Origin of the sequence: Wolbachia endosymbiont of Wuchereria bancrofti (genome assembly GCF_002204235.2) — a bacterium.
In the GTDB taxonomy this organism is placed as follows: Bacteria; Pseudomonadota; Alphaproteobacteria; order Rickettsiales; family Anaplasmataceae; genus Wolbachia.
Window position 1 is genome coordinate 1 of the sequence record NZ_NJBR02000092.1, and the last position, 16284, is coordinate 16284.

The 16284-nt window shown below is 35.0% G+C and carries 13 protein-coding genes and 3 pseudogenes; 7 read left to right on the plus strand and 9 right to left on the minus strand.

Going from position 1 to position 16284, the window contains the following annotated elements; genetic code table 11:
- Positions 1-160: 160 nt before the first annotated feature.
- A pseudogene (locus CCY16_RS06515) lies at positions 161-979 on the plus strand (Rpn family recombination-promoting nuclease/putative transposase); the annotation flags it as partial.
- Here the strand turns inward: CCY16_RS06515 and rodA are convergent.
- Positions 946-2067, minus strand: a complete 1122-nt coding sequence (gene rodA / locus CCY16_RS04595) for a rod shape-determining protein RodA (protein WP_088415309.1) — start codon at positions 2065-2067, stop codon at positions 946-948. The pseudogene CCY16_RS06515 and the gene rodA overlap by 34 nt on opposite strands.
- Before the next feature lie 51 nt (positions 2068-2118).
- Entirely contained in the window at positions 2119-3585 is a 1467-nt protein-coding gene (locus tag CCY16_RS04600) for a proton-conducting transporter transmembrane domain-containing protein (protein ID WP_088415311.1), read from the minus strand.
- A 64-nt stretch (positions 3586-3649) separates the two neighbouring features.
- Between CCY16_RS04600 and CCY16_RS04605 the strand changes: the two genes are divergently transcribed.
- The gene (locus tag CCY16_RS04605) at positions 3650-3964 is read left to right on the plus strand and encodes an NADH-ubiquinone oxidoreductase subunit NDUFA12 family protein (RefSeq protein WP_088415313.1); all 315 of its coding nucleotides are present in this window, start codon (positions 3650-3652) and stop codon (positions 3962-3964) included.
- A 2-nt stretch (positions 3965-3966) separates the two neighbouring features.
- Positions 3967-4422 (plus strand): outer membrane lipid asymmetry maintenance protein MlaD, encoded by a 456-nt coding sequence (gene mlaD / locus CCY16_RS04610; RefSeq protein ID WP_088415315.1) that lies wholly within the window; start codon positions 3967-3969, stop codon positions 4420-4422.
- 106 nt (positions 4423-4528) lie between these two features.
- Here the strand turns inward: mlaD and CCY16_RS04615 are convergent.
- The 4 genes and pseudogenes from CCY16_RS04615 to truB all read right to left on the minus strand — a co-directional run.
- A pseudogene (locus CCY16_RS04615) lies at positions 4529-5093 on the minus strand (phage portal protein); the annotation flags it as partial.
- A 262-nt stretch (positions 5094-5355) separates the two neighbouring features.
- Positions 5356-7623 carry a polyribonucleotide nucleotidyltransferase gene (gene pnp, locus CCY16_RS04620; RefSeq protein ID WP_179946081.1) on the minus strand — a complete coding sequence of 756 codons (2268 nt, stop codon included), beginning with the start codon at positions 7621-7623 and terminating at the stop codon, positions 5356-5358.
- A 14-nt stretch (positions 7624-7637) separates the two neighbouring features.
- Positions 7638-7910 carry a 30S ribosomal protein S15 gene (gene rpsO / locus CCY16_RS04625; RefSeq protein ID WP_011256222.1) on the minus strand — a complete coding sequence of 91 codons (273 nt, stop codon included), beginning with the start codon at positions 7908-7910 and terminating at the stop codon, positions 7638-7640.
- Positions 7911-7917: 7 nt separating this feature from the next.
- A pseudogene (gene truB, locus CCY16_RS07060) lies at positions 7918-8910 on the minus strand (tRNA pseudouridine(55) synthase TruB).
- 141 nt (positions 8911-9051) lie between these two features.
- Here truB and CCY16_RS06535 point away from each other — a divergent pair.
- On the plus strand, positions 9052-9702 hold the full coding sequence (locus CCY16_RS06535) for a hypothetical protein (protein ID WP_245800811.1): 651 nt from the start codon (positions 9052-9054) through the stop codon (positions 9700-9702).
- Between the two features lie 585 nt (positions 9703-10287).
- On the opposite strand, the gene CCY16_RS04640 is transcribed toward CCY16_RS06535, so the two are convergent.
- Positions 10288-11442 carry a cysteine desulfurase family protein gene (locus CCY16_RS04640; RefSeq protein ID WP_179946082.1) on the minus strand — a complete coding sequence of 385 codons (1155 nt, stop codon included), beginning with the start codon at positions 11440-11442 and terminating at the stop codon, positions 10288-10290.
- Between the two features lie 132 nt (positions 11443-11574).
- On the opposite strand from CCY16_RS04640, the gene CCY16_RS04645 reads away from it, so the two are divergent.
- The gene (locus CCY16_RS04645; RefSeq protein WP_011256224.1) at positions 11575-12273 is read left to right on the plus strand and encodes an alpha/beta hydrolase; all 699 of its coding nucleotides are present in this window, start codon (positions 11575-11577) and stop codon (positions 12271-12273) included.
- 200 nt (positions 12274-12473) lie between these two features.
- On the opposite strand, the gene CCY16_RS04655 is transcribed toward CCY16_RS04645, so the two are convergent.
- A complete protein-coding gene (locus CCY16_RS04655) occupies positions 12474-13148 on the minus strand; it encodes an ABC transporter ATP-binding protein (RefSeq protein ID WP_088415319.1) in 675 nt (224 codons plus the stop codon).
- A 39-nt stretch (positions 13149-13187) separates the two neighbouring features.
- The gene (locus tag CCY16_RS04660; RefSeq protein WP_088415321.1) at positions 13188-13637 is read right to left on the minus strand and encodes a HesB/IscA family protein; all 450 of its coding nucleotides are present in this window, start codon (positions 13635-13637) and stop codon (positions 13188-13190) included.
- Positions 13638-13684: 47 nt separating this feature from the next.
- Between CCY16_RS04660 and CCY16_RS04665 the strand changes: the two genes are divergently transcribed.
- On the plus strand, positions 13685-14884 hold the full coding sequence (locus CCY16_RS04665; protein ID WP_088415323.1) for a deoxyguanosinetriphosphate triphosphohydrolase: 1200 nt from the start codon (positions 13685-13687) through the stop codon (positions 14882-14884).
- The gene (gene ribD / locus CCY16_RS04670) at positions 14884-16020 is read left to right on the plus strand and encodes a bifunctional diaminohydroxyphosphoribosylaminopyrimidine deaminase/5-amino-6-(5-phosphoribosylamino)uracil reductase RibD (RefSeq protein ID WP_088415325.1); all 1137 of its coding nucleotides are present in this window, start codon (positions 14884-14886) and stop codon (positions 16018-16020) included. Before CCY16_RS04665 ends, ribD begins: the two co-directional genes overlap by 1 nt.
- The last annotated feature ends 264 nt before the right edge of the window (positions 16021-16284 follow it).

Sequence of the window (16284 nt, forward strand, 5' to 3'; positions counted from 1 at the left end):
CACATCTTATTTTCTGGAAAGAATTGTGAGACAACAATTTAAAACATAAGAAAGTTGAAACTTATATAGAGTAATATATAATTATTAACACCTCTTGATTGTATTTGTTATGGCTTTTTCTAAATTTCTCGACCCAAAAAATGATGTAGCCTTTTAACGTATATTTGGTACTGAAAAAAATAAGGATATTCTCATTCACTTTCTCAATGATATCCTAGTCTTTACTGGCAAAAGTTAAATAAAGAACATAGAGTGCTTTAAGCACTATAATAGATGCTGAGATTGCTCTAAAAAGCAAAGTATTGTTGGTGTACTTGTAGAGATGAAAATGAGGTGCAAGTAGTTGTCAAAATGTAAGTTGCTAAAACTAAAGGCTTTGAAAAACGTGCCCAATACTAAGCTGCTAGGGCCTATTCGAGATAAGCTGATAAAGGCAACCAATTACCAAGATCTTAAAAAAATTTATCTTTATTGTTATAGCAGATTGTATCCTATTCTAATAAGTCTGAGTATAAATCAAAGCATACTATCAAAGATAAAAGGACTAATGAGCATGATTTGAAAGATTTTTATTTTACATTTGTTAAATTGCCAAAATTCCCCAAAACGAAGGAAAATTAACTAGAAAGTATAGCCGAAAAGTGGGTCTACTTTTTCAAGTATGCAGAGGAAATCAGTAAAAGGGAGTTGGAAAGAATAATAGGAAGTGATATAATAATCAAGAAAGTATATGAAGAACTAAATAAATTTAATTAGTCAGAAAAAGAATTCATAGCTTATGAGCAAGAGATAAAGCGTATTCGAGATGAAAAAGCTATTCTTGCACAGAAGCTTGATGATGCTAGAGATTAAGGTTAAAAATTGGTGAGGAAAAGAGTAAGGAGGAAGGAAAAATTGAAGTAGTAAAGAATCTACTTAAAGCAGGTGTATCAATGATATCATATCTCAGACTACAGGCCTTTCTATAGATGAAATTGAAAGTTTTAGTTTTAAGTCCTTCACAGATGCTACAGAACTGAGTAATAACCCTATACATATTAAGCTTGCAGCAGTTGTACTTCCTCCATAAGATAAGAATGGCAATGGATCTCCTATTACAGGTAAAAGACCTATTGTCATTCCGATATTTATAAAGAAGTGAGCGCCAAAAAAAGCAAAAATTCCAATAGATACTAACTTAGAAAAATAGTTTTTTGACCTATAAGCAATAGAGAATATTATAGCAAGTAATGTTGTATAGAGTACAATCAAAGTCATACTACCTAAAAACCCCCATTCCTCGCTAAGCACTGCAAAAGCAAAATCTGTATGCTTTTCTGGCAAAAATCCAAGTTGAGTTTGACTTCCGCTAACAAAACTCTTACCAAATAAACCTCCTGAACCAATGGCTATTTGAGATTGCTGTGCATTATAACCTATTCCAAGCGGATCCACTGACGAATCCAGAAATGATAATATCCTTTGCTTGTGGTAAGAACGTAAAGAAGGCCAAATAGCCGGTATTACAAGAATACTAATTATTCCATAGATTATAAAATGAGCTCTTTTTATTATTGCTGTGAATATAATTGATGCCCCTATGAATAACATTATCACAGCTGTGCCTAAGTTAGGTTGCTTTAATACCAAGAATACGGGTAAGAAAATAAATATCAGTGCTTTAAGCAGCCTTTGGAATTCCATCATTTTATACACACTTTGCTTATTAAAATAACGAGCAAGGGCAAGTATTAAACCAACTTTTGCAAATTCTGATGGTTGCAAACTAATTAGTCCAATTCTTATCCACCTTGTCGCACCCATTGTGTGCAAGCCAAAAAAGTTTACTACTAGCAGCGAAATCACTGCTGCTATATAAAAAAAATAAGCGTACTTCAAATAGAAATCTAGCTCTATGAATGACATAGCTATAGCTAGTAAAAAGAAGAAGGAAAATATGACTAGCTGGTGAATTGCAAATGGCGCCCACTTTCCTCCAGCAGAAGAATATTGAACAACTATACCAATGCAAAACAGAGCTATTACATTAATGACTAATAACCAGTGAATTTTCTTTAGTCTATCCACAACAAAAATCTTATGACCTTGAAGTATAGTAAAATATGAAAAAAATGAAGATTAAAAAACCAGCTTTTCAACTATTAGCCGAATTGGATTACTATATACTCCAACTACTAACGTTAAAGCTGCCATAAATAGTGGACAGAAAAGCATAGGAAATGGTACATCATTGGTTTTGCCCGATGTCATTTCAATGCATGACACTGCATCACTTTCGAAATACATTTTCTCAACTGCCTTCCACGTATATATCAATGCAAGGAAAGAACCGACAACAAAAACTATAAGAGAAATCCGTGCATGAGATTCAATAATTACGTTTATTATATACCACTTGCTTATAAAACCATTTGTTAAAGGTACACCGACTAGTGCTAGGCTGAGTAGAGTAAACGCGAAAGCTATATAAGGCATTGATTTCTTGAGCCCTGATAAGTTCTCTATTTTTGTCGTGCCAAATTTATAAGAAATACATCCTGCAACCATAAATAAAGATGTTTTTATTATACTGTGATTTATTATGTGGAGAATTGCTGCAGATAAAGCTATTTTTGAGTTTAGGCTCAGTACTAGGATTATATAACCAATTTGGCTAACACTAGAGTGAGCAAATAGTCTTCTCATATCTTTTGCAGTTATTGCAAAAATTGACCCAAATACGATAGCGCAAAGTGCAAGGATGATTATCACATTGCTCAATGGCAATTTGAGCAAGAAGAAGTTTTGATGGAAGACAGTATAAAAGATTCTGATAAAAACATATATCATCACTTTGGTCACTGTACCTGAAAAGAATATGCTAACGAAACTTGGTGCCTCACTGTATGAGTTAACTAACCACCTGCTTAGTGGAAATAGTGCCATCTTGTTTGAGAGACCAACAAAAATAAACAATGTACCAAGCTTTACGATGTTATTATTATATAACGGCACTATTCTTTCAGCCATGTCAGACATATTGAGCGTTCCTGTCGTGGAATACAAAAGCCCGATACCAAGTAAGTAAAATGTTGCACCTATTGTTCCGCTAATCAGATATTCAAATGCTGCAACCAGGGCTTTTTTATCCTTTCCCATTGAAACTAGCACGTAGGACGAAAGAGATGAAATTTCCAGAAAAACATAGAGATTGAATATATCGTTTGTTACTAAAATTCCAAGTAGTCCACTTAAGCACAATAGAAACAAGGAATAAAGACCTGTGATTTTGTTTTTGCTAATCTCTTTTTCATTAATATAAAAGCTATAGAGCACACTTATCAGCGCTACAAAGTTTACTAGAGTTAGAATTAAGGAATTTAACACGTCGATTCTTAACTCTATTCCATATGGAGGAGCCCAATTTCCAAGGTGATAAGTTATAGTTTCACCGTTGTATGTTTTTATGAGCAGCACCGATGAAATAAAAAGGGTGAATATTGTTGTAGTAAAAGAAATAAACCAGGACACTTTGTGTTTTCTAGTAAAAAAACAAAGCATCGATGCAATTATTGGTATAATAACTTGTAAAATTGGTAATTGCATTAAGTTGTTGTTAATAAGCTGTTAAAGTATTAGTATATATAATACTTTTTGTTTTAATACCCTTATGTTATCTAAAATTTGTAATGCAATAAATCGCCTGTTACAAAAGGAAAGTAGTTTTGTAGGGAAAGATGAAAATGGAAATTCTTACTATGAATCAAGTGAAGGAAAAAGGTGGGTTATGTATAGCAATATCTCTGAACCCACAATGTTATCACCTGAATGGCATATATGGCTTCACTACACTGATGATGCAGTGCCAGTTAATAGTAAAAAAAGAAAAATAAAGCGTATCCCCAATTTAACGGGTACAAAGGATGCATATTACCCAAACCAAAAAGTAAAGAATTATTATGAAAAATGGAATCCTAATAACTAAAGATGCAAAGGTCAAACATACTTGAAATAACTGCCGGATTGTTTGTATTAGTCTTTACTATTTTTCTGGCTTTCTTTGCTATAAATAAGCTGTCTGACATAAAAAGAAGCTATAAAGGTTGCTATAAAATATACGGCTTTTTTTCTAACGCCAACGGTATAGAAGTTGGTGATAGTGTCAAGATTTCTGGTGTAAATATTGGAAGTATAACTGGTATATCACTTGATAAAGCTACCTATGTGGCGCGAGTTGATATGTGCATAAGTAAAGACATAAAATTGCCAATTGATAGCTCGGCTCTAATCACTAGCAGTGGAGTTGTTGGTAGTAAGTTTGTTAATATATCACCTGGATCAGGCATAAAACTAATTTTAAATGGTGGTAAGATAGAGTATACCCAATCTGAAGCAAATGTAGGTGGAATAATAGATAAAATCCTTAGTGTGTTTTCAAAATGAAAATGGCTAACTAAATGTTAGTACACTTTGCACATAGGTCCACTGAGGCCTATCTGCATTGCTTTGGTTAAAAGTCTCTGGGTAACTGCTTGGTGTTGTTTAGTGTTTAGATTGTCAAGATTGCTGTCCAATACATGTTTCCATGATAGTTGACTTCCTTTGAAGAGTGGTGTAAAGCCCTTAATCTATCACCACCCGGCAGTGGTGGTAAGCCAAATGCTTCCCTTTTTTCGTTGAGCATCATGAAGCTTGCGTTTTCTACATATTTCCACAACTTTTGTCTTTTTTCTATGAGATCTCTATTGCATCTTTGTCGTATGACAAGTGTAGTCCTCGCCAAATTTCAGTGTTAGGCAAGAATTTAGGTGACAGACAACATTCTCTAGTGTCGGTAAAACTGTCTATTCCCAGAGGGATAGGCGGCTTCGATCAAATTGCTGTAAGTGTTATCATCTGGTATACTAAGCAGCTATGGTGGAACACCAAAAGCCAAAGCAACATCGCAAGCTAAGCTGTGTTTGGATTCAATAAAATCCATATTCCTAGGTGTCAGACTCATCTCCTCTATTCAAGCCTCCTTCAAGCAATATTGATCTTCCAGCGTTTATGGAACCTGAATAATGACAGTTTATCTGTTCTTTCAGGTGTTGATACTGCTCTTGACTTAAATTTCTACTATGTGTTTTTCTTCTTTGAAAAATATTAAGACTTATGTTTTCCTCCTGTTTGTTAAAAAAAAATTGAATTTATTGAGAATTTGAAATTGCGGTGGAGTCAATGTAAGGTGTTCAGTGTAAAGATATCATTCCAGCGCGTGACGCTGGAATCCAGCTTATGAACATTATTTTGCTATTGCATAGTTCACAAACACTTTAATTCTAGATCCAATGCCGGTGTACTGGAACAATAGGAAACAGTGCAAAAAGTCTACTCTTAATAAAAACTTGATGATGAGTCATCATTACCAAATTTTGGTCTATTATTCCTATTACTGAAGCTATAACGAGAATGAACAGACCTCTTACGGTGCCCAGATTTTCTATTAAATGGGCTATTATAATAATCTCTGTCGTTTGAACCATCTTTCTTTTCTTCGTTGTAAAGCTCGCCTTCAAAAAAATCACCTGTTTCTTGATCAACGCGGCGTCTTGACAGTTTTGGGCACCCACCTTTTTCAAAATCAATCACCAATGCTTTAAAAGTGTCACCCTGTTTAAGTATGCTCTCAATAGACTCTATGTGCTGATTGGCTACTTCACTTATGTGCATTTTTCCTTTTCTTCCATTGAGAAGCTCAAGTTCTACAATAGACTTATCTATTTTTACAACCTTAACATCAACTATAGCGCCTTGCTCTAATTCTGTGATTGAGTCAATCATCATATTTTTTGCAATTTCAGCTTCAGCTCTACTCATAGCAAATACAGAAACTTTACCGTCATCTCCTATTTCGATTTTTGCATTACTTCTTTCACATACACTGCGTATATTTTTCCCTTTAGCACCAATAGCTGCAGAAATTTTATCTTTATCTATGTAAAATGATACCATTCTTGGCGCATGACCTTTCACGTCATCACTATGTTCTGAAATCACTGAATTCATTTTTTCTAAGATATGTAATCTTCCAGCTTTTGCTTGTTCTAAAGATTTTTCAACAATTTCAAAACTTATACCGGAAATTTTCATGTCCATTTGTAGCGCCGTGATTCCTTCACTGGTTCCTGCTACTTTAAAATCCATGTCACCAAGATAATCTTCATCACCTAATATGTCGGAAAGTATTACATACTCGTTTTTATCTTTAATGAGGCCCATGGCAATTCCAGCGACAGGAGACTTTATTGGTACGCCTGTATCCATTAACGCAAGGGAAGTTCCACAAACTGTTGCCATAGAAGAAGAACCGTCTGATTCCATGATTTCAGACACTACTCTTATTGTATAAGGAAATTCAGATTTATCAGGTAAAACAGGATGAATTGCTTTCCAAGCAAGTTTACCATGACCGATTTCTCTTCTTCCTGGTGCACGTATGGCAGAAGCATCTCCAACGGCAAATGAAGGAAAATTATAATGTAACATAAAATGTTCACGTCTATCCCCTTCAATGTCATCTACAATTTGTTCATCTTGTGTAGTACCAAGAGCAGTAACAACCAATGCCTGAGTACTACCTCTTGTAAATAGTGCAGACCCATGAGTTCTAGATAGAATATCAACTTCAACTTCTATTCGACGTATTTCATCGTACTTACGACCATCTATCCTTGTACCTTTCTCTCTAATTATTTTACGCAGTAAAGACCTTTCAAAGTTTTTTACCGCTTGTGTAATTAATTTCTCATCTTTTCCAGCTTCCTTGAGAGTATTCAATATATTATTTCTGATCGTTTCTAAAGTTTGAGCTCGCTCTTGTTTTACTGTTTGTGAATATGCTTCTTCAAAATCTTTACTGTGCTTTTCAAGATCTTGCATTATGTCTGATATGTCGATAGGAGCGAAACTATCGGGTTTATTGCCAATTGTATCAGCAAACTCTTTTATGAGCTTAATAACAGGTTGAAGGTGTTCATGGCCGAATTTTATTGCGTTCAAAACATTTTCTTCAGGAAGCTCTTTCGCCTCTGATTCAACCATCAAAATTGAATGCTCATCACCAGATAAAAACAGATCTAAACTGCTGACTTTCATCTCTTGAACAGAAGGGTTGAATATATAGTTATTATTTCCATCACATCCAACTAAAACTCCAGCTATAATAAAGTGAAAAGGAACACCGGAGATTGCGAGAGCTGCAACAGCACCAATCAATGCTGGCACTTCAGGAGGGTTAACCGTATCATAAGTTAATAAATTGCATACTATACTGATTTCATCATGGAACCCTTCTAGAAATAGTGGTCTTATACTTCTATCTATTACTCTTGAAATCAAGGTTTCTCTATCAGATGGCTTGCCTTCTCTTTTGAAAAAGCCACCAGGAATCCTACCCATAGCATAGCTTTTTGCGATAAATTGTACATTTAAAGGCAAGAAATCAACGATTTCTTCCTTCTTTTTACGTACAACAGTTACTAAAATAGAAGTGTCACCATAATTTACAACAACTGAGCCATCAGCTTGACGTGCTATTTTCCCTGTTTCTAAAGATAAGGTACGACCACCCCATTCTATAGATTTCTTTATAATTTCAAACATACAAAATTCCTCGATTATTTTCTGATGCCTAACTTCTCTATTAATTGCTGGTAGGCCTCGTCACCAAATTTACGCTTTATATAATTTAAGTGCTTGCGTCTTCTACCTATTAATATAAGTAAACCACGCTTAGAATGATGGTCATGCTTGTGCACCTTAAAGTGCTCAGTTAAGTTACTGATTCTCTCGGTTAAAATTGCGCATTGTACAAAGGATGAGCCTGTGTCATCTTCTTTAATTGCGTAAGTGTTTATTAAATTCTTTTTCTTTTCGGATGTTATTGACATCTAAACCTCATTTCAAAATATTAAAAACACGAATAGGCTTTACACAACCATAAATAAAGCTGCAGATTACAATGGGTATATTACCCACTATTGTATAATAAATATCATAATTTTTTAAATTACGCAAGTTGTTTAATATGATTTTCTGACCTTTTCTGATTTTCTTTGCCTCTTCTTGCGGAAATTTCAATTTTAAACATTGCTTTTAAAGCTGATTCAATAGGGATGACGAAACTTTTTGTATTGCTCACTATCGCTCCATCACCTTCTGTCATCCCAGTGGTTGACAATATAATCCATTCTTCTTTTTTTTCTGGATTCCAGCGTCACGCGCTGGAATGATGCTAAAAAGCGAATTTTTCAATAAGTTGTTCAATTGTTACTGATTCGATTTCTCTAAAATGATCTACCATAGTTCTTCTTAATTTTGTAATGTGTCCAGAACAATTTAATGCAATTCCAAGATCCCAAGCAATTGACCTCATATATACGCCACTACCACATGTCATAAAAATTAGCACTATTATTTAGTGTCAGCAGAAATCAATTTTAGTTCGTATATTTGCGCTTAGCGGGGTTTTATATTTACTTTTTGCCCACTTCTCTTGCTAATCTATATGTCCTTGTTCCGTTGATTTTTATTGCTGAAAATTAAGAGGGACTCTGTGTTATCTCACTAACAAAATTCTTGATTGCACTATTTATTTGATTATATTTGGGTTTTATGTTGCTAGCTTTAATAATATTACCTTCTAAATCATCTGTGGTTCTTTACTCTCCCTATTTTATTGTGAAATTGTGTACCTTTGAATTGCAGGATAAATACGGTATAGTTTTTGTTGCTTTACCAAGAGTAATTGGCAACACACATGAAGCTAAAGGATTAAGTGTTCCTAAGTGACCAGCTTTTTTAATTCCAAAAGTCTTTTTAACCTGGGCTGCAGCTTGTGTAGAACTAATTCCTGTTGGTTTGTCAAGATTCAGCCCAACCGTATGTCATATATCAATTATATACAATTAATGACTATGTAGGAAGTAGCTAGAGATATAATTATATTAAATTATTATAAATAAAGCTTGACTAGTATGTGTTTTAATATATAATTAAATTTTTGTTAATTTTAATTAGGAGGAAGTTATTATGACTGCAGAACTAAACATATGGAAAAAGGAAGACATAGCACTTATAACAAAAATGAGTATTGAAGGTACAGTTGCACTTGCATCTTTAGCAGCAGCAATAACAACAATATTAATTGCTAATAGTGTAATTGTTGGGCCTGCATTTTTAATGTCTGTTGCTAGTCCTGTTGGAATTGCAGCTCTATTCATTGCAGCTATATATTTTGCTGTACAGGCTTATTCTTCATATCAGCAAATGTATAAGAGTGAAGAAGCTAAAGGAGCAGTTAAACAAGCTATAGCTGATGCAAAAATAGTGGACCAAGTTACCCAGGCTGTAAACAATGCTGTAGCTGGTGCTAGTATAGCAGATCAAGTTACTCAGGCTGTAAATAAGGCTAATATAGCAAGTCAGGCTGAAACAGCAGCTCAAAAAGTAGTTGAAGAAAAAACTAAAGATTTAGCTACTAAAACTGAGCTAGATAAAAAGGCTGATGCAGCTACACTAGATGCAAAAGCTGACAAGGATTACGTTGACGCTGAATTAAATGCAAAACTGAATTCAAGTGATCTTCAAGAAAAAGTTAAAGAAGTGTTACCTACTCTCTTACAATATCCTGAAGTTATGAGAATATTTGAAAGCAAGTTTCGAGCAAAAACAGGCGCATAAGCTAAATGGAATAGGAGGTGGAGGCATCTCTACCTCTTTCCTTTCGCCTCAGCATATAAAATTCATAGTAAATTATTCCAAATTTCAACTATACCTTCATCTAATGTTCACGCTTAAAGCATTAGATGCTTTTTTTAAGATATAAGCTAATTCTATGTTGAAATAACGTTCTTGACTAGGTTGCGGAAAGTCTAGACTCCAGCGCCACGTGCTGGGCGCAGTTCATCGTACTGCGATTCATTTGTGGTATCTCTAAATTCTGCTAGCAAGCAGCGGGGTGACGGTAGCTACAAAATATTTAAGAAATTTACTAGATAAAAAAAGGTAAAAGGAACCCTAGTCACTATCTATTTTCTGTATTGACGTTTTTTGAGTCTTAAACGCTTTATAAGCGAGTTTCAACTTATATAGGTAAAAACCTAGAGATGTTGTGTGAAGACATAAGATGCATATAGTACAAAAAATTAAACATAAGGTGCCAACTACGTGATACTTCGTCATTCAATCTGCACAGATGAAGATAACTGAGTACCTTCAGTGCTATGGAGCTGGCGAGGTTTGTCAAGTAGTTTTTATGCCAGTCAACTACTTGCCCAAGATATTCTTCTCGTAAATATTATACCAACAATCCACTATTTTTCTTATGTCTTGTGGCTTGGTTTGCGGACCTATACTAACTCTAATTGAACACTCTGCTTGTTCTCTTGTTGCCCCCATTGCAAGCAAAACATGGGAAGGCTCAACTTTTCCAGAAGAACATGCAGAGCCATTGCTAACAGCAATGTTATTTAAGTCAAAGTGCATGAGCTGCACATCACTTTTCACTCCTGGCATATAAATAAGGCTCGTATTTGGCAGTCTTTTGGAGTTTTTGCCAAAGATTTTGATGCCACTGGCAAGATTCAATAACTCACACTCCAATTGATCACGTAGCTCCTTTATTTCATCCATTTTTGATAGGAGATTTGAAATACTTTGCAATGCAGCAGAAAGACCTGCAATTGCAACAATATTTTCTGTGCCACCACGCAATCCTTTTTCTTGTCCACCACCTACTATGATAGGTTCTATCACAAGGTCTTTATTAAATATTAAAACTCCGCTGCCCGCTATACCGCCAAATTTGTGGGCAGATAAAGTTAGTAAATCCATTCCTAAATCTTCCATATTAACCTTAATTTTTCCAACACTTTGAGCAGCATCAGTGTGATAGATTGTCTCGAATTTATGTGCTATTTCAGCTATTTCTTTAACAGGCTGAACAACTCCAGTTTCGTTATTGGCCATCATAACCGAAACTATTACTCTATTCCCTTTAAGTTCGCTTAGAATTCTTTCTAGCGCCAAAAGATCGACAATACCCCCCTGATTGACGGGTATTATATGTGGATTGCATGCAGAATTAAGAATTGAGGGATGTTCTACAGCTGAAATCACATGTTGAAAGCCTGCTATCCCTTTCATAACAAGACTATTTGCTTCAGTTGCACCAGACGTAAAAACTATTTCTTTATTACTTGGAACGCCAATAGCACTACGAATGTTATCCCTTGCATCCTGAAGAATCCTTCTTGCTTCTTGCCCCTTTCTATGTAACGATGAAGGATTCAAAACCTGTTTTGATAGGACTTCAAGTATGCTCTCTTTTACATTGTCACTAACTGGAAAAGTTGCATTATAGTCGGCGTATATATAATCACTATTTTCTAAAGAAAATAGATTCAAATGTTCATTTGCCACTTAATTAGCCTACTATTAACTATATATTAGCTTTAACACGGTAAAAGCTTGTTGCAAAAACAGTAAAATTAATACATAGTTAATATATGCACAATTTATATGTCTGTTAACAGGTTTTCATTAGGAGCTGCCGTGGTAGAAGTTTTTTTAAATAATGCAACAAAAAAAATAGAAGGTGAGTACCACCAGAGCAAAGAGACCAACGCACCAGTTGTGTTAATTTTACATCATCACCCTCAATATGGGGGCAGTATGGATAGTAAAATGATACATAGTATATACACATCTTTCATAGATAACAATTTTTCTGCATTGAAAATTAACTTCCGTGGTGTTGGAAAATCCACCGGAACCTTCGATAAGGGTATAGGAGAGTTAACTGACGCCGCAATAGCCATTGATTGGCTTCAAGAACACAACCCTAGTAATGTTCCAATTTGGATCGTTGGTTTTTCCTTTGGAGCATGGGTAGCTATGCAACTGACAATGCGCAGACCTGAAATAGTAGGCTTTATTGCTCTTTCCCTTCCAGCAACAAAGTATGATTTCTCTTTTCTCTCCCCCTGTCCAGTTCCTGGGCTTATCATACAAAGCAGTAATGACACAATTTCAGAAGAAAGTGATGTAACAGAATTAGCAAACAGGCTAATAAACTCAGTAAAAAGCGATCACATGGAGTACCATATTATAGGCGACACTAACCACTTCTTAAGAGATAAAGAAGAGGAGGTGACTCAAATTATAGACAATTATGTAAAATTGCGCTTGAATAGTGCAGCTATCTCTTCTCAAATGGTTAAAAAAGAGATAAGAATAAAAGAGTACGCTTAATCAGAGAAAGGTTTGGTCATGTTTAAGAAATTATTGTTATGTATTTTAGTTACTTTTGCCCTACAAGGGGGTTGTCCTAAGCCACGCAAGTTAAAAAGCCCGTGTATAAAAGGCAATGAAAGCACTTCGTGTAAATTATACTCTGTCAATGATCACTGGCTGGGTAAGCACAAGTTAGTAGCTAAATAGATTCTACCTATTTATAATTTTACTAACGATCCATCTTTTAATTGTAGAATATAGTCTGCCTTTTCTGCAAGAAGATGGCTATGTGTTACTATAAGCATAGAGCTATTATTTTCCTTTACGTACGAATACAATAGTAAAAACACATTCAAAGAATTTGTTAGATCCAAATTTCCTGTAGGTTCATCCGCAAGTAAAAGTCTTGGAGAATTCACGATACTTCTTGCAATTGCAACTCTTTGCCTTTCTCCGCCAGAAATCTCAGATATCATGCTGCTTGCTTTGTTTTCCAGACCAAATTTCTCTAACACTGCTTGTGCATTTTTTATTGCTTCAGCTTTGCCTTTTCTTGCAATTAGTTGAGGAAGAATAACATTCTCCAACACCGATAACTCTTGTAACAAATAGTGAAATTGATAAATAAAGCTAAGAAAACCCCTTCTCATGTGGGTTTTGTGCTTATTACTGGCTTGTGTGCAATTTACTCCATCTATTGTAACTATTCCTGAAGTTGGTTTATCTAATAAGCCTGCAATTTGCAATATAGTTGTTTTTCCTGACCCTGAACTGCCAATTAATGCAACTACTTGCCCTTTTGCAACACTTAGATTGATACCTTTTATAATAGCAGAATTTCTTTTGAAGCTCTTACTTATAGAAGTTAGCTCGAGTGCTATATTACCGCCCATGTTAAAAAAACTCAAGAGGTACTCAAACTCTGGTAATAATTAAACTGAGAAGCTATTACCACATCCACACTGAGACTTAGCAAGAGCATTCTTTACTTGAAATCCAGAACCACTTAAGTTTTCAGTATAATCTATAATTGAGTTATTTAAAAATTTTGCCGAACAATTATCGACCATTAATACAGGATTTCCATCCTTATCATTAATTACTATATCTTTGCTTTTTCTATTAAAGCTAGAACGGCTTCTATAGTCCTCGCTTTCATCATCATCATCATCTTCGTCATCAAATTCATCATCATCATCATCATCACTCAAAGATAGGTTTTTATCTATTTGATCCATAAGAAAATTGTACTTGAAGCCAGAACATCCACCACCTGAAACTGCAACTCGCAAAATAGAACTCTTATCTTCTTCCTGCTCTACAAGAGAGTGGATTTTCTTTAATGCACTGTCAGTTAAGTTAATATTGTAATCTGTTGACATAGTCACCACCTTTTATTATTGATAACTTATTATAGTAGAAATTTTACATGTCAAACAATAATTTTCTATTAAGTTACGCGTGCTTTCCAAACAAAACAAGGGGAAGATACTTTAGAGAGCAAGAAGATGAAAACCGCAGCTGTTTTCAGCGTGATAGAGATCGCATTATTCATTCTAATGCGTTTAGAAAATTGGAATACAAGACACAAGTTTTCATTAATTATGAGCACGACTACTATCGCACTCGGCTTACCCATAGCCTTGAAGTTGCACAAATTGCAAGATCTATCGCACGTAGGCTCGGCTTAGATGAGGATATTACTGAATGCATAGCGCTTGCACACGATCTCGGTCACCCTCCATTTGGCCATACAGGCGAAAACGCTCTAAAGAGAGCAGTTCAAGATCTGAATCTTGATAACGAGAAATATGAATTTGACCATAATGTTCAGGCTATAAGGATTCTAACTTATCTTGAACAAAAACATGCTGATTTTGATGGCATGAATTTAAGTTGGGAAGTGGTTGAAGGGGTTGCAAAGCATAATGGTCCCTTGCTTGGTCGAAATGCAGTATCTTACACAAATAATCAGCTATTACTAGAATATAATGAAAAATATAATCTAAAACTTGAAGAGTTTTCAAGTATTGAAGCACAGGTTGCCTCAATCGCCGATGATATTGCTTACAGTGTTCATGACCTTGATGATGAATTGAGAGCGAATTTAGTAACTATCGAAGATTTGCTTAATATCCCTTTAATTGGAAAAACGTTTAAAGACGTAGAAAGTAGATATTCAGAATTACCTCAGAACAAACTTATACATGAATCATTGAGTAGAACCATAGGAATTATGATAAGTGATGTTGTTTCTCAGACGGAAAAGAATATTGAAGATTACAAAATAAAAAGTGTAGAAGACGTAAGAAGTCTAAATAAAATGCTAGTCACATTTTCACCAGAAGTTGCAAATGCCACGAAAGAAGTGAAGAAATTCAACATGGAAAAAATATATAGAAGTTACAAACTTAACAGAACAATGAACAAGGCAAAACGTATAGTAGAAGAACTTTTTCAATGTTTTTATGAAAATCCAAGGTTATTGCCCATAGAGTGGAGCAAGCTCGCTCACAAATTCCAGCGTTCGGTAGTAATATGCGACTATATCTCGGGCATGACAGATAGATTTGCTATACACGAGCACAGAAGAATTTTTGATACCTCATACGAAATGACTTCTTTCTAATGATTGACAACCATTTCATGTCAATTGCATTAAAGCTTGCAGAAAAAACTCTAGGGAATGTTGCACCAAACCCTGCTGTCGGGTGTGTCATTGTAAAAGATGGAGTAGTAGTTGGTGAGGGCCATACAGGAATCGGTGGGCGCCCACATGCAGAAGTAGCCGCTTTGCAAAGCGCTAAAGGTTCAACCCATGGTGCAACTATGTATGTCACTCTTGAGCCATGCTGCCATTATGGGGTTACAGAACCCTGCATTATAGAAATAATAAGATCAGGAATAAAAAAGGTAGTAATTGCAGCAATTGACCCTGATAAAAGAGTTTCAGGTGGCGGTGTTAAAGCTTTAGAAGAAGCAGGAATTGCAGTGAAACAAGGGATTATGCAAGAGGAAGCAGAAAAACTGAATATTGGCTTTTTCACTACCAGGAAATTACACAGACCATTTATAGCTTGCAAAATCGCAACAACTCTTGATGGAAAAATTGCAACATTTAAAGGTGATAGCAAATGGATAACAAGTGGAAGCACAAGAAATTGGGTACACGAGCTCAGAGCAAAATATGATGCAATTATGATTGGCAGTAATACTCTCATTAATGATGATCCACTCTTAACTTGCAGATTACCAGGACTTGAAAACAGATCACCAATAAGACTAATTATAGACAGCCAGGAAAAATTGAAGGAAAAGCATAATGTTGTAAAGACTGCAGATAAGGTAACGACTTGGGTAATAATAAATAAAAAAATAGAGAAAAAAATAAAAAATATTAACTATCTAATAGTCAACTCAAACGATAAACCTATTCCAGCTTCACATATTGGAATGACATCGAATCAAGGGGAATATAGTACAGATAAAGTTTGCCTAAAAGACATGGCATTAAAACTTGTTTCAGAGATTGGCATAACAAGATTACTAGTCGAAGGTGGAAGAGTATTAACCACAGAGTTGTTAAAGCATGATTTAATCGACAGATTGATAATCTGCCGTAGTGGTAAAATTCTAGGCAATGACGCCATTCCTTTTATAGGAAATTTAGGAATTCAATCCATTAACAACTGCTACCAATTCAAGAAAGCCGAGATAATAGACTTTGATGAGGATATAGTTGAAGTTTGGGACAAATCACAGTAGTTTTTATATTCTTGAATAAAAGAAAGAGGTAAAAAATCTACCTCTAGTTGGTGGGTTATTGACTTCCAACTAAAACTATAGGAGACTAGAGCTTATCGACACTCAGGCTATCTAGTTTTGTTTGTATAGCTCAATCTTCTCATCAACGTAAGTCGTGTCAGCTTTTGTATCTAGTACATTTGTTAGTTGAGTGTTAGTAACTAAACCCCTAGTTTTTGTTTCAACTACTTTTTTAGTTGCTTCAGCTCTTTCTTTAACTTCTTC

Bases quoted from the DNA above. Each gene is read 5' to 3' on its own strand.
- CCY16_RS04660 (WP_088415321.1), bottom strand. From the start codon at position 13,637: ATGTCAACAGATTACAATATTAACTTAACTGACAGTGCATTAAAGAAA.
- pnp (WP_179946081.1), bottom strand. From the start codon at position 7,623: ATGTTTGAAATTATAAAGAAATCTATAGAATGGGGTGGTCGTACCTTA.
- CCY16_RS04665 (WP_088415323.1), top strand. From the start codon at position 13,685: ATGTCAAACAATAATTTTCTATTAAGTTACGCGTGCTTTCCAAACAAA.
- mlaD (WP_088415315.1), top strand. From the start codon at position 3,967: ATGCAAAGGTCAAACATACTTGAAATAACTGCCGGATTGTTTGTATTA.
- CCY16_RS04655 (WP_088415319.1), bottom strand. From the start codon at position 13,148: ATGGGCGGTAATATAGCACTCGAGCTAACTTCTATAAGTAAGAGCTTC.
- CCY16_RS04605 (WP_088415313.1), top strand. From the start codon at position 3,650: ATGTTATCTAAAATTTGTAATGCAATAAATCGCCTGTTACAAAAGGAA.
- ribD (WP_088415325.1), top strand. From the start codon at position 14,884: ATGATTGACAACCATTTCATGTCAATTGCATTAAAGCTTGCAGAAAAA.
- CCY16_RS06535 (WP_245800811.1), top strand. From the start codon at position 9,052: ATGACTGCAGAACTAAACATATGGAAAAAGGAAGACATAGCACTTATA.
- CCY16_RS04600 (WP_088415311.1), bottom strand. From the start codon at position 3,585: ATGCAATTACCAATTTTACAAGTTATTATACCAATAATTGCATCGATG.
- rpsO (WP_011256222.1), bottom strand. From the start codon at position 7,910: ATGTCAATAACATCCGAAAAGAAAAAGAATTTAATAAACACTTACGCA.